The organism is Allokutzneria multivorans (assembly GCF_039537405.1).
Taxonomy (GTDB): Bacteria; Actinomycetota; Actinomycetes; order Mycobacteriales; family Pseudonocardiaceae; genus Allokutzneria; species Allokutzneria multivorans.
This window is the reverse complement of record NZ_BAABAL010000008.1, coordinates 129965-143594: the sequence shown is the minus strand read 5'-3', so window position 1 is coordinate 143594 and position 13630 is coordinate 129965. Positions and strand designations below refer to the sequence as shown.

General features: G+C 69.4%; 12 protein-coding genes. 5 read left to right on the top strand and 7 right to left on the bottom strand.

All coding sequences use genetic code 11. The annotated features are described in order from the left end of the window. Nucleotides 1-4: 4 nt before the first annotated feature. From ribH to ABD798_RS13975, 6 genes are all read right to left on the bottom strand, one after another. Nucleotides 5-478, bottom strand: a complete 474-nt coding sequence (gene ribH / locus ABD798_RS14000; RefSeq protein WP_344874649.1) for a 6,7-dimethyl-8-ribityllumazine synthase — start codon at nucleotides 476-478, stop codon at nucleotides 5-7. Then, nucleotides 475-1698, bottom strand: coding sequence for a bifunctional 3,4-dihydroxy-2-butanone-4-phosphate synthase/GTP cyclohydrolase II (locus tag ABD798_RS13995; RefSeq protein WP_344874648.1), 1224 nt, complete (start codon nucleotides 1696-1698; stop codon nucleotides 475-477). Before ABD798_RS13995 ends, ribH begins: the two co-directional genes overlap by 4 nt. Before the next feature lie 75 nt (nucleotides 1699-1773). Then, nucleotides 1774-2364, bottom strand: coding sequence for a riboflavin synthase (locus tag ABD798_RS13990; RefSeq protein ID WP_344874646.1), 591 nt, complete (start codon nucleotides 2362-2364; stop codon nucleotides 1774-1776). 10 nt (nucleotides 2365-2374) lie between these two features. Next, on the bottom strand, nucleotides 2375-3370 hold the full coding sequence (gene ribD / locus ABD798_RS13985; protein WP_425549223.1) for a bifunctional diaminohydroxyphosphoribosylaminopyrimidine deaminase/5-amino-6-(5-phosphoribosylamino)uracil reductase RibD: 996 nt from the start codon (nucleotides 3368-3370) through the stop codon (nucleotides 2375-2377). A gap of 56 nt (nucleotides 3371-3426) precedes the next feature. Continuing rightward, nucleotides 3427-4089 (bottom strand): ribulose-phosphate 3-epimerase, encoded by a 663-nt coding sequence (gene rpe, locus ABD798_RS13980; protein WP_425549222.1) that lies wholly within the window; start codon nucleotides 4087-4089, stop codon nucleotides 3427-3429. Nucleotides 4090-4115: 26 nt separating this feature from the next. Further along, nucleotides 4116-5504, bottom strand: a complete 1389-nt coding sequence (locus tag ABD798_RS13975; RefSeq protein ID WP_344874639.1) for an amino acid permease — start codon at nucleotides 5502-5504, stop codon at nucleotides 4116-4118. A gap of 444 nt (nucleotides 5505-5948) precedes the next feature. Between ABD798_RS13975 and ABD798_RS13970 the strand changes: the two genes are divergently transcribed. Together ABD798_RS13970 and ABD798_RS13965 are read left to right on the top strand one after the other, a co-directional pair. Then, nucleotides 5949-7061: an HNH endonuclease signature motif containing protein gene (locus tag ABD798_RS13970; RefSeq protein WP_344874637.1), complete on the top strand. Its 1113-nt coding sequence runs from the start codon at nucleotides 5949-5951 to the stop codon at nucleotides 7059-7061. A 116-nt stretch (nucleotides 7062-7177) separates the two neighbouring features. Continuing rightward, complete coding sequence (locus ABD798_RS13965; RefSeq protein WP_344874635.1) at nucleotides 7178-7771, top strand: DinB family protein; 594 nt, start codon at nucleotides 7178-7180, stop codon at nucleotides 7769-7771. A gap of 2 nt (nucleotides 7772-7773) precedes the next feature. On the opposite strand, the gene ABD798_RS13960 is transcribed toward ABD798_RS13965, so the two are convergent. Beyond that, the gene (locus ABD798_RS13960; RefSeq protein ID WP_344874633.1) at nucleotides 7774-8616 is read right to left on the bottom strand and encodes an alpha/beta fold hydrolase; all 843 of its coding nucleotides are present in this window, start codon (nucleotides 8614-8616) and stop codon (nucleotides 7774-7776) included. Between the two features lie 72 nt (nucleotides 8617-8688). Between ABD798_RS13960 and ABD798_RS13955 the strand changes: the two genes are divergently transcribed. From ABD798_RS13955 to ABD798_RS13945, 3 genes are all read left to right on the top strand, one after another. Beyond that, nucleotides 8689-9240: a CGNR zinc finger domain-containing protein gene (locus ABD798_RS13955; RefSeq protein WP_344874631.1), complete on the top strand. Its 552-nt coding sequence runs from the start codon at nucleotides 8689-8691 to the stop codon at nucleotides 9238-9240. Nucleotides 9241-9252: 12 nt separating this feature from the next. Continuing rightward, a complete protein-coding gene (locus tag ABD798_RS13950; protein WP_344874629.1) occupies nucleotides 9253-9660 on the top strand; it encodes an acyl-CoA thioesterase in 408 nt (135 codons plus the stop codon). 250 nt (nucleotides 9661-9910) lie between these two features. Next, the gene (locus ABD798_RS13945; RefSeq protein WP_344874627.1) at nucleotides 9911-13630 is read left to right on the top strand and encodes an nSTAND1 domain-containing NTPase; all 3720 of its coding nucleotides are present in this window, start codon (nucleotides 9911-9913) and stop codon (nucleotides 13628-13630) included.

Here is a 13630-nt window from a genome sequence, read left to right as displayed (position 1 = left end):
GCGGTCACCCTCTCAGCCCCTTCAGCGTCAAAGCGGTGTCGAGCGCGGCGACGCACGCTTCGAAACCCTTGTCCTCCACCGAATCCGGCAGCCCGGAGCGGTCGATGGCCTGCTCGACGGTGTCACAGGTGAGCACGCCGTTGCCGACCGGGGTGGACTCGTCCAGCGCCACCCGCGTCAGCCCGGCGGTCACCGCGTCGCACACGTACTCGAAGTGCGGAGTGCCGCCGCGGATCACCACGCCCAGCGCGACAACCGCGTCGTGCGTGCGCGCGAGTTGTTGGCACACAACGGGAAGCTCCACCGCGCCCGCGACACGGACGACCTTCGGCGATGCGATGCCCGCCTTGTTGGCGGCGAAAACAGCGCGCGCCACCAGGTTGTCAGTGATCTCCACGTGCCAGGTGGTCGCCGCGATGGCGAGGCTCAGCCCCGTCGCGTCCGGAACGACCTGCTCCGGCCTTCCCTCACCGCTCATGTCACATCCAAATCGTGCAGCTCGTGTCCCATGCGGTCGCGCTTGGTCCGCAGGTAGTCGACGTTCTCCGGGTTGGGGCGCACCGGCAGCGGCACGCGCCCGGTCACGCTCAGCCCGTAACCCTCCAGCCCGACGCGCTTGGCCGGGTTGTTGGTGAGCAGGCGCATCGTGTGGATACCGAGGTCCACCAGGATCTGCGCGCCGGTGCCGTAGTCGCGCGCGTCGGCGGGCAGACCCTGCGCGAGGTTCGCGTCCACGGTGTCCGCGCCCGCGTCCTGCAACTGGTAGGCCTGGAGCTTGTGCATGAGGCCGATGCCCCGGCCCTCGTGCCCGCGCATGTAGAGCACCACGCCGCGCCCCTCGGCCGCGACCAAGGCCAGCGCCGCGTCGAGCTGAGGCCCGCAATCACAGCGCAGCGAACCGAAAGCATCTCCGGTCAGGCACTCCGAGTGCACGCGCACCAGCACGTCCTTGCCGTCGCCGATCTCGCCGTAGACCAGCGCGACGTGCTCGACGCCGTCAATCAGGCTGTCGTAGCCGACCGCGCGGAAAACCCCGTGCACCGTGGGCATCCTGGCCTCGGCCACGCGCACGACCTGCTTCTCCGAGCGGCGCCGGTAGGCGATCAGGTCGGCGATGCTGATCAGCGCGAGGTCGTGCTCGGCGGCGAAGACGGCCAGCTCGTCCTGGCGCGCCATCTCGCCGTCGTCCTTCTGGCTCACGATCTCGCAGAGCACACCCGCCGGACGCAGCCCCGCCATGCGCGCGAGGTCCACCGCGGCTTCGGTGTGGCCGGGCCGCCGGAGCACGCCGCCGTCCTTGGCGCGCAAGGGAACCACGTGCCCGGGGCGGTTGAAGTCACCCGCGACCGCCTTCGCGTCGGCGAGCAGCCGGATGGTGTGCGCGCGGTCGGCGGCGGAGATCCCGGTGCTCACGCCCTCCTTGGCGTCCACGGTCACCGTGTAGGCGGTGCCGCGCACGTCCTGGTTGGAGTGGTACATCGGCGGCAGGTCGAGCCGGTCGCAGTCCTCACCGGTCAACGGCACGCAGATGTAGCCGGAGGTGTAGCGGACCGTGAACGCGATCAGCTCGGGAGTGGCCTTCTCGGCGGCGAAGATCAGGTCGCCCTCGTTCTCCCGGTCCTCGTCGTCCACGACGATGACGGGACGGCCCGCCGCGATGTCGGCCAACGCCCGCTCGATGGGGTCCAAAGTGGTCACCGGGCCGCTCCTATGTCTGTGCGCCAGTCACGGCCCATTGTCCCCTACCCGGCGGTATTCCCCGCGCGGCGTTCATCACGTGGCCAGGTGCGGGGTCGCGAGGCGCTCCACGTACTTGGCGACGACGTCGACCTCCAGGTTCACCACGTCACCGGGCTCGCGGTGGCCGAGCGTGGTCAGCTCCAACGTGGTCGGGATGAGCGCGATGCTGAACTCGTCGGTGCCCGCGTCGACCACGGTCAGCGAGACGCCGTCGACCGCGATCGAGCCCTTCTCCACCACGTAGCGGGCCAGGTTCTGCGGCATGGCGAAGCGCGTCAGCCCGGTCTCGTCGCGGGAGAGCAGCGTGCCGGTGCCGTCCACGTGGCCCTGCATGATGTGCCCGCCGAGCCGCTGACCCGCCGCGACCGCGCGCTCCAGGTTCACGGCCTGCCCCGCCTCGGCCTTGGCCAGGCTGGAGCGCTGCAGCGTCTCGTGCACCACGTCCACGGTGAAGGCGCCGTCGGCGACCTCCACCACGGTCAGGCACACGCCGTTCACCGCGATCGAGTCGCCGTGCTTGGCGTCGGAGGTCACCAGCGGGCCGTGCACCGTCAGGCGCGCCGAGTGCGCGGCATGCTCCACCGCGGTGATCCTGCCCAGTTCCTCGACGATTCCGGTGAACAACGTGGTCCTCCTACTCGGGTGCCGGGACGGCGCTGATCCGCACGTCCGGGCCGATCATGGTGGCGCTCTCGAACATCAGCGGGAGCGCGTCGCCGATGGTGCCGACGCCGATCTCGCCCAGCACGGGGGTTCCCGCGCCCAGCAGCATCGGTGCCATGTACACCAACGCCCGGTCCACCGCTCCTGCTTCCCAGAAGGCGCCCGCGAGTTTCGCGCCGCCTTCGAGCAGCACGTCCACGACGCCGCGTTCGGTGAGGGCCGCGAGGACCTCGCGCGGGTCGCGGGTGCGCAGGTGGACGGTCTCCGCCGCGTCGTCCAGCACGCGCGCGCCCGCCGGGATGTCGCGCTCGCCGACCACCACGCGCAGCGGCTGCCGGGTCGCGGTCTCGTTCACCGGAGGGCGGGAGATCAGCTGCGGGTCGTCGGCGAGCACGGTCCCGGTGCCGACGATCACCGCGTCGACCTTGAGCCGCAGCTCGTGCACCTCGGCCCTGGCCTCCGGTGAGCTGATCCAGCGGCTGGTGCCGTCCGCTGCGGACAGCCGACCGTCCACAGAGGACGCGAACTTCCACGTCACGTGCGGCCGCCCGGTCCGCACGCGGTGCAGCCACGCGCGCAGCGGCCCTGTCCGGACCTGGTCCGCCAACAGTCCTGAGTGGACGGTCACGCCCGCTTGGCGGAGCCGTTGCGCCCCACCGGAAGCCACCGGGGACGGATCGTCGATCGCGTAGTAGACCTGGACGATCCCGGCCTTGATCAGCGCGTCGGCGCACGGCGGCGTGCGGCCGTGGTGCGCGCAGGGCTCCAGCGTGACGAAGGCGGTCCCGCCCTTGGCCGCCGCTCCGGCCATGCGGAGCGCGACGATCTCGGCGTGCGCCTGACCGGGCGGCTGGGTGCCCCCGAACCCGACGGGCTTGCCGCCCGCGTCGACGATCAGGCAGCCGACGGGCGGGTTCGGGCTGGTGAAGCCGCGAACCCCCTCGCTGGCCGCGATCGCCGAGCGCATCGCGAGTTCGAGCGCCGAAGACCCGCTTGCGGGGTCGAGTCTTGACACCGAGGACATCAGCGCGCCGAATCGAGCGCCTGACGGCGCAGGGCGCGCACGGCCTTGCCGGGATCCTTGCCGTCGTAGACGGCCGAACCCGCGACGAAGCAGTCCACCCCGGCCTCAGCGGCCTGTTCGATGGTGTCGGCGTTGATGCCGCCGTCGATCTCCACGACGAGCTTCAGGTGCCCGGTGTCGACCAGCCGCCGCGCGGTGCGCACCTTGTCGAGGACCTCGGGCATGAAGGACTGCCCGCCGAAGCCCGGCTCCACCGACATCACCAGCAGCGTGTCGTAGTGCTTCAGAACGTCCACATAGGACTCGAGCGGCGTTCCGGGCTTGACCGACAGGCCCGCCTTGGCCCCGGCCGCGCGCAGGTCCTTGGCGATCTTCACCGGGTCCCCGGCGGCCTCGGCGTGCACGGTCACGTTGTAGGCGCCCGCCTCGGCGTAGCCGACGGCCCACCGGTCCGGGTTCTCGATCATGAGGTGGCAGTCCAGCGGGATCTCGGTCGCCTTGCGCAGCGACTTCACCACCGGAAGGCCCAGCGTCAGGTTCGGCACGAAGTGCGCGTCCATGACGTCGACGTGCAGCCAGTCGGCGCCGTCGGGACCGCCGACTGCGGCGGCCTCCTCGGCGAGACGGGCGAAGTCCGCGGACAGGATGGAGGGGGCGATCAGCGCCTGACGAGCCACGGAAGAGCAGTCTAGGCGGCTGGCTCGTCCGCTCGCGCGGCGGCCCGGCGCCGGACCAGCAGGTAGGCGAGCACGAGCAGCACCAGGAACGGCGGCCCGGCCAGCCACGCCACGAAGAACTGGTCGGTGAAGCCCGTCGTGACGAGCACCGCCACGAGCACCAGCACCGCGAGCCCGGAGGTCACCGGCGCGCCCGGCAGGCGGATCGGCGACGGCGCCGCGCCCGCGCGCTCACGGGCCCGGCGGAACGCGAAGTGCGTCGCGAAGATGATGATCCACGCGGCCAGCCCGCTGAACAGCGCGGCACCGATGAGCAGCGGGAACGCGTCCTTCGGGGAGAACACCGACGCCAGCACCGCGATCACCAGGCCGACCGCGCACACCCCGAGCGAGCGGCTCGGCACACCGCGCTTGCTGATCTTCAGCAGACCACGCGGGGCCTGCCGGACCACCGCGAGCGAGTGCACCATCCGCGAACTCAGGTACAGGTTGGTGTTCATCGCCGACAGCGCGGCGGTCAGCACCACGAAGTTCATCACCCCGGCCGCGGCGGGCACGCCCGCGTACTCGAAGAGCCGGACGAAGGGGCTCTGTGTGATGCCTTCCACACCAGCGGCTTCCGACCACGGCACGATCAGCACCAGGACCGCCGTGCCCAGCACGTAGAACAGGCCCAGCCGCAGCACCATGCTCCGCGCCGCCCTCGGCACGTCGCGTTCCGGATCACGCGACTCGGCGGCCGTGACCGCGACCGCCTCCGTGCCCAGGTAGCTGAAGCTGACGACGCTCAGCGCCAGCCACGCCGCGCCGAGCCCGTTCGGCAGGAAGCCGCCGTGCTCGGTGACCGCCGACAACCCCGGCGAAGGGTGCCCCGCGAACCCGAAGAGCAGGAAGTACGCGCCGATCCCGATGAACGCCACGATCGTGACGACCTTGATCATCGCGAACCAGTACTCGAACTCGCCGAAGAAGCGCACCGACAACGTGTTCACCGTCAGGATCAACGCGGAGAAGCCGGCCACCGGCACCCAGAGCGGCACCTGCGGCCACCAGAACTGGATGTACAGGCCCGCCGCCACGACCTCGCTGCCGATGTTCACGATCTGCGCGACCACGTAGAGCCACCGTTGGACGAACCCCGCCATCGGGCCGAGATAGCGGTGCGCGATCGCCCCGAACCCGCCGGCGTCGGGATGGATGACGGTCATTTCGGCGAGCGCGTAGGAAAGGGCGAGCGCGACCACGGCGGCGAGCGCGTAAACCACGACCACTGAGGGTCCGGCCATCGAGATGGCCAGACCCGAGCCGAGGAAAAGCCCGGTCCCGATCGCGCCACCGAGCGCGATCATGCCGACCTGGCGGCTGGAGAGTTCTCTCCGCAGGCCCGTGCCGTCGTTCACGCCGGTCCTCCTTCGGTGTGCTGTGGAGGTGGAGTGTGCCAGCGTGATCATTGTTGGGGTTGTGGGGCTTGCTGGTCGCGGGTGTTCGTGGGGGACGGCTGGGGGTTCGGGGTCGGGGACGGCTGGGGTTCCAGCTTTGTTGCGCTGGACTTCCAGCGGGCACCGGTTTCAGCGGCGGGTGCGGGTGCGTGCGTGGGGCGCCGGTTGGCTGCGTGGGGGTCGGCTTGACCTGGGGCCCCTTGCGCGTGCCGTGGTAGGCCGGGCGGGCACGGGATGGATCCCGGCCCTCGCGGACAAGCGTATGGCACGCGCACCCCAGGTAAAGCCGACCCATTTCCAGCCGTCCGTCGAGTTAGTCTCGGGTTGCGTTTTCGGCGTGCTCGACGCCTGGCAATTCATCCGTTAGGGCCATGATCCACTATTTTATTCACGTAGAATAGAGGTATGGACCCTGACGCCGTCCTTAAGGCGGCCTTCACGGGCATGGGTAAAGCCGTAGCTGAGTTTTCGGTGACCCTGCTCAACTATGTATCCGATCTTGAACCTCGTGATCGGGAATTCTCTGAAGAGCTGTTGATGCGTGAACTGCGCGTATCACGGGTGAAAGCGGGTTGGTTGATCGACCGTGCCACCGACCTCACCTCCCGCCCGGGAGTGTTGAAGGCGATGGTCGAAGGCCGGGTCGATGAGGGCAAAGCGCTCATGATCATTGATCTGGTGCGGGTTCTCTCGGTCGCGCACGCGGCGGTCGCTGAGGAGGCGTTGTTGGCGCATGCGGAGAAGAACTCTTACTCGACGACGCGTCAGTACGCGGTTCGGTTCATCCACCGACTTGATCCGAAGGCCGCTGAACGTCGGTTCACGGAGAAGCGCAAGGCCCGCATGGTCGAGAAGATCAACCTCGACGACGGTATGGCCCTCCTCCGGCTCATGATGACCGCCCACGACGCCGCCATGGTCTACGACCACGTCAACCGCATCGCCCGCTCCCTCCCGAAAGATGACCGGACCCTCGACCAGAAGCGCTCCGACGTCGCCCGGGACCTGTTGCTCGGCCACGACACCCCCGCCCCGCAAGGCCAAACGATGGTCTACCTGACCATGCCCATCACCTCAGCCTTCGGCATGACCAACGACCCCGCCATCCTCGGCGGCTACGGCCCCATCCCCGCACCCATCGCCCGCGACATCGCAGCAGGTGGGATCTGGAAACGCATCCTCACCGACCCGATGACCGGCATGGCCGAAGAGATCAGCCACGTCTACCGGCCGTCCCCGAAACAACGGGAACTCATCGCCGCCCGGTATCCCACCTGCATGGCCATCGGATGCAACCAACCCGCACACCGCTGCGACCTCGACCACTGCTGCCCATACGACGGAACCAACACCACACTCACCAACCTGCGGCCGAAATGCCGCAGGCATCACCGGATGAAGACCCACTCCAACTGGAAATGCGAGAACCAACCCGACGGGACACACACCTGGACCACGCCGAACGGGAAGACCGAAGACGTGCACCCAGTGCCGATCGCCGAACCGGCGCCGTTCTGAGTCGGCGCACACCCTCAGTGCACGCCGAAACAGAACTGGCTCCGATTGCGGACAGAAGCTGACCGCAATGGTCGGCAGACTCGCCTCCAACACCTGCGAAACCTGGAGGCAGAGCGATGTACGCACCCGCCCAGCACGACGAAGTCACCGGCCTGGTCAACTACATCGACGAGCAGCTCACGGCCATCCGCTCCGCCGCCTTCGGCCTGACCGAGGAGCAGGCGCGCGAAACGCCGTGCCGGAGCGAGCTGTCGGTCGGGGGAATCATCAAGCACACGGCCTTCGTCATGCGCGGAGCGCTGGAGCGGATGAGGACCGAAGTCACCGAACAGCCGATGGACGAGGCGGCGTGGGCCGAGTTCAAAGACAGCTTCGTCGTGCGCGAGGACGAGACGGTTGCGGGAACCATCAAAGACTTCGACCAGCTGCGCGCTGAAATGCTGGACGCGATCGCGGCGAGCGATCCGGCCGCCGACGACATGTCGCCGCCTGCGCCGTGGCACGGGATCTTCGACGCTCGGCCGATCAACGCGCGCTACTTCTTCGTGCACCTCATCGAGGAATGTGCGCGGCACGCGGGGCACGCCGACATCATCCGCGAACAGATCGACGGCATGCAGGTGCCCGCGCTGGTGCTCACCCTGGAGGGGGCTAGCGCCAACGAATTCTTCCAGCCCTACCAGCCGGAGCCGGGCACGCTCCTGGCCTGAGGCTAAGCCAGGAAAGCACGCAGCTCCGCCACAACCTCCGCAGGGCGTTCCTCCGGAAGGAAATGGCCGCACTCCGGAATGGGGCCGCCACGGACATCGGTGGCGTACTCGCGCCAAATGTCCAGGGCGGGCAGTGAATTGAGCAGGCCCGCCTCACCCCACAAAGCGAGAACCGGCACAGCGACGCGACGACCAGCGTCGAAATCGGCGTCATCGAGAGCGGCATCGTGCGAAATGGAGGCGCGGTAGTCGTCGAAACCTGCGCGGAGCGCTCCGGGAGCCGAGAAAGCGCGGACGTACTCGGCGATAGCGGCGGCGTCGAGACCGTGGCGGTTGACGGTCCACTTCTCGAAGAAATAGCCGAGGTAACCGGCGACGTCATTGCCCGCGAGGCGCTCCGGCAGGTCGGGCTGGAGGTGGAACAGCATGTGCCAGTAAGCCGCGCCGAGCTTGGCGTCCATGCGCTGCCACATCGCGCGCATCGGCACTACGTCCAGCACGGCGAGGCGTTCCACCTGGTCCGGGCGATCGAGAGCCCAGCGGTGAGCGACGCGCGCACCTCGGTCGTGCCCGACGACAGCCGCGCCGGAGAAACCGAGAGTTTCAATCAACACTGAAACGTCGGAAGCCATAGTGCGCTTGTCATAGCCGTCCCTGGCCTTGTCGGTCCGGCCGTATCCGCGCAGGTCGGGGGCGATGACCGTGTGATCGCGGGCCAGCTCGGGCACGACGTGGCGCCAGCAGTGGTTGGTCTGCGGCCAGCCGTGCAGCAGCACGACGAGCGGCCCCTCCCCCTCGCGCCGGTAGTGCATCCGCAGCCCGTTCACCTGGGCGACCTCATCCATGAGCGTCTCCTAACCGTCTAAGGTGGTTAGAGACCGTAGCGTGCGGCAGACTCTCCGGACAAGGAGGGGACGATGGCCAGGCGGGACTGGATCTGGGACGGCGGACGGGCGAGCGTCGACCTGGTGAACACGCTGCGCGACCGCAAAACGGGCGCCCGGGAGCTGCTCGACGACACCGACGCGCTCGCGGAGTGGTTGCGGCTCGCGAAGCTGACTGAGCACGGAGAAGTGACCGCTAAGCACCTCGACGCGATCCGGGGGCTGCGCGAGGCGGTCGACCGCGTGCTCCGGGGTGAACTCGCCGACGCCGACATCGCCGTGCTCAACGCGTGGGCGGCGCGGCACCACCAGCCACCGCTACAACTGCGCCTGACACCGCAGCGCGAACCAGTCGCCTACGTGCCGACACCGGAAGACGCCGTCGCCTCGGCACTGGGCGCGGTGGCGGTCGATGCGATCGAACTGCTCCTGGAATCGCCGACAGTCAGGATCTGCGCGGCGGAGACGTGCGGGTTGCGCTTCGTGGACCGATCACCGGCGCGCAACCGGCAGTGGTGCTCGATGGCCCGGTGCGGCAACAGGGCGAAGGCGCGGCAGCACTACGCGCGCCGCAAGACCACGTAGAGAGGGGAACGCGTGAGCTACGTGCACTGGCAGGACGTGCCGACGCGGTGGAAGGACAACGACATCTACGGCCACGTGAACAACGCGGCCTACTACTCGTTCATGGACACCGCGATCAACACGTGGCTCATCGAGACCGGCGGGCTCGACATCCACAACGGTGACACGATCGGCCTCTGCGTCGAATCGCACTGCTCCTACAAAGCACCCGCCGCATTCCCCGAAACAATCGCGGTCGGATTGCGCGTCGGCCACCTCGGACGCTCCAGCGTGCGCTACGAGCTCGGGCTCTACCGCGACGATGACTTGCTCGCCGAGGGCCATTTCATCCACGTCTTCGTGGACCGAGAGACGCGGCGCCCCAAGGAGATCACCGCGCCCCTTCGCCCCGCACTGGAATCACTGCTCGAAAACCCGTGAGCGAAACGCCGCTGTGGGGACCCCTCGTACCCCACAGCGGCTGAGGACCGAAACCCTCGACGCGCCCTGGGGGAGGCTCGCTGAGGGTTCCGGTCCCGGTGACGGGGCGGGCCGCGTCCCGTCGGGAAAGAGCCTCGCCGCCGCCACCGTCGACGCTCCACCCGCTGCGGCGCCAAGCGCCACATAAGCGCTGTTCAGCCAGGCAGACCGGCGTTTCCGGTCCGGATTCGCACCCGTTAAGGTCGGCTGCATGAGCAGCGAGGACACGCGTGCGGTGTTCGCGGAGCGGTTCGCGTTCCTCTGCGCGGAGGCCGGTGATCCGCCACTGAAACGGATCGCCGAGTCGGTCAGCCGCGCCCGGCGGGTGGACGAACGCGGACGGCCGTTGCGGGTCAGCGTCCAGCGGATCAGCGATTGGCGGCGGGGCCGCAACGTCCCGGCCCAGTTCGCCGGATTCGCCACCGTGGTGGAGATCCTGGTCGGCGAAGCGCGGAAAAGGCGCCCCTCGCCGCGCGTCGAAGGTTTGTACGATCTGGATTCCTGGCGTTCGCTCTGGGAAAGCGCGATTTCGGGCATCGCAGCACCTCGCGCCGAAAATCCCGTGTGCCCTTATCGCGGCCTCGCGTCCTTTCGCCAGGAGGACGCCGAATGGTTCTTCGGGCGAGAGAGAAGCACCCGCGACCTTCTCGATCTGGTGAACGACGCGCGTGAGAGCGGTGGCGGAGTCGTCATGGTCGTCGGCGCTTCAGGAGCGGGGAAGTCATCTCTGCTCAGGGCCGGCCTGCTCCCAGCACTCACCTGCGACACCGCGTACCTGGCCCCGGGGGTCGACCCGCTGCGCGAGCTCGACGAGCACGGGGTGACGGCGAACCGCGCAGGCCTGGTGCACGTCGTGGACCAGTTCGAAGAGGTCTTCACCCTCACCAACGACTCGCGCGCGCAGCAGGCGTTCATCAGCAGGCTGCACGCGATCAGCTCGACCGCCGTGGTCGTCATCGGCGTCCGCGCCGACTTCTACGGCCAGTGCCTTGAGCACCCGGAGCTCGCGGAGGCATCGCAGCACAGGCAGCTGGCACTGGGCCCGATGGCGGCGAAACAGCTGCGTGAAGCGATCTCGGGCCCGGCCAAGGCGGTCGGTCTGCACCTCGAACCCGGCTTTGTGGAGCTGCTGCTCCGCGACCTCGTCGCCGGCGGCGGGAAGCACGACGCGGGTGCCCTTCCGCTGCTCTCGCACGCCCTGCTGTCCACGTGGAAGCGACGCCAAGGACATCGCCTCACGATCGCCGGGTACACGGCGGCGGGCGGAATCCGCGGGTCGGTCGCGGCCACGGCGGAGCGGGCGTGGGAACGGCTGGACCAGGCGGGCAAGGTCTCCGCCAAGGCGATGCTGTTGCGGCTGGTGCGGATCGGCAAGGACGCTCAGGACACGCGTCGGCGGGCCACCCGCGACGAGGTGCTGGCCAGAGCGGGCGACGACAGCGCGGCGGCGGTGGAGGTGCTGGAGGTGCTGGCCGCCGCGCGCCTGGTCACCGTGGACACCGCTTCGGTGGAGATCACCCACGAAGCACTGCTGCGGGCATGGCCACGGCTGCGCCAGTGGCTCGACGAGGACCGTGAGGGGCGGCTTCTCCTGCAACGGCTCGACGAGGACGCCGAGGCGTGGGAGCGCGCGGGGCGAGACCCTTCGCTGCTCTACCGCGGTGCGCGCTTGGCGGCGGTGCGACGCTGGGCAGAGGAGGAGCTCAGTGCCGCCGCGCGGGCGTTCCTGAGCCGGTCGGAGCAGCACCGCAGGCGAGTCGTGTGGAGCCGCAGGAGCGCGGTCGCTGCGATCACGGTCTTCGCCATCGTCGCGACGGTGTCCACCGTGGTCGTTCTGCGACAGCGGGATGACGCGCGGTACGCGCAGCTGGCCGCTGAGATCGATCGCGTCACCGAGACTGACCCGTCGCTGTCCGCACGACTGAACCTCGCGGCGAGCAAGCTCCGGCCGGATGACGAGAACGCTTACACCAGAACGATCTCCGCACAGAACACCACCTTCTCCACCGCTCTCCCCGGGCATTCGGGGGCGATCCGGTCGATCGCGTCGAGCGGAGACGGCTCCCTCCTGGCGACGGCAGGTGAGGACGGAACCGTCCGGCTGTGGAACGCGGTCAGCCGTGAGGCGTGGGGACAGCCGTTGACCGGACGCGGCGACGCGGTGCTGGCCGTGGCGCTCAGCCGTGACGGCCGCGTGCTCGCGGCCTCCGGCCCGGGACGGGCGATCCGGCTCTGGGACACCCGCGACGCCTCGCACCCCAAACCGGTTGGCGCACAACTGGAAGGCCATCTCGACACGATCAACTCCATCGCACTCACACCGGACGGTCGCACCCTGGTGAGCGCGGGTGAGACGACAAGGATCTGGGACCTCAGCGCCCCTGCGCCGGTCTCGCGCGAACTCCACGGGCACACCGGAATCGTGCGCGCGGTGGCCGTCAGCACGGACGGGCGACTCCTCGCGACGGCGGGCGTGGACCGGACCGCGCGCCTGTGGGACATCAGCGATCCCGTTGCTGCCGAGCCACTCGGGGAGCCGTTGCGCGGACACGGCGGAGCGCTGTGGTCGGTTGCCTTCAACGCCGACTCGACCATGCTCGCGACCGGCAGCGACGACAAAACGGTGCGGCTGTGGGACGTTCGCCGCCGAGCCCAGGTAGGCCAGCCGTTGTCCGGTTACGCCAGCGCCGTGCTCTCGCTCGCGTTCAGCGCGGACGGGCAGCGGATCGTCACGGCGAGCAGCGACAGAACGGTGCGGCAGTGGGACATCCGCACGCCCACCCCGGTCGAGCGCCAGCTGCGGGGAAACGCGGGGATGGCTTACGCGGTGGTGGCGCTCCCGGACGGGAACACCGTCGTGAGCGGCGGCGAGGACACCGTCCTGCGCTTCTGGACGACCCCGCCGACAGTGCTCTCCGCGCACACCGCCGCCGTGCTCGCCGCAGCCTTGCGGGAGTCCGATCACACGCTCGTCACCACCGGAGAGGACCGCACGATCCGCTTCTGGGACACCCGCGATCCGTTGCACCCCAAGCCTCTTGGCCGACCGCTGACGGGGCACGGCGGCGTTGTCCGCTCCGCCGCGTTCGTCCCCGGCGGCAAGCTGCTCGCGACCTCCGGGGACGACGGGCGAGTGCTGTTGTGGGACACCACCGACCCCGCCGACGCCAAGCCGTTCGGACAGCCGATCACCTCGCCGGGCGACACGGTGTGGCGGGTTCGGTTCAGCCCCGACGGCCGCACGATGGCAACCGTCGCCTACGGCCGGGAGGTGCGGCTGTGGGACGTGCGCGACCCGGCGAGGCCGCGCTTGACGGGCGCGGCGCACCCCGGAGCCGTCTGGGCGGACTTCATGCCGAACGGCGCGACCCTGATCACGTCGGGGCCCGACCGCACCGCGCGGCTCTGGGACGTCGCCGATCCCGCGTCACCGAAGCAGATCGGCCAGCCGCTGGTCGGTCACACGGCGACGGTCTGGACGGGCGCCGTGAGCCGGGACGGCCGGTGGCTGGCGACGTCGGGCAGCGATCGGCTGATCCAGCTCTGGGACGTCCGCGACCTGGCGCACCCGGTGCGCGGCCCGGTGCTCACCGGGCACACCGAAACGGCATCAGGGCTGGCGTTCAGCCACGACGGGCGTCGGCTCGCCAGTTCCAGCACGGACCAGACGGTCCGGCTGTGGGACCTCGCCAGCGCGAAACAGATCGGCAGGCCGCTGACCGGACATCGCGACGTCGTCTGGTCAGTCGCCTTCAGCCCGGACGGCCGGAGCCTGGTCACCACGAGCACCGACCGCTCGGTTCGGCTGTGGACGCTCGACGCCGCTCAGGTGACCGACCGCGTCTGCGCGGCGACCTCCGGCGTGCTCACCCGCGAACTCTGGGGTGAGCACGTACCGCAGCTCCCCTACACCGATCCTTGTGCGAAGTAG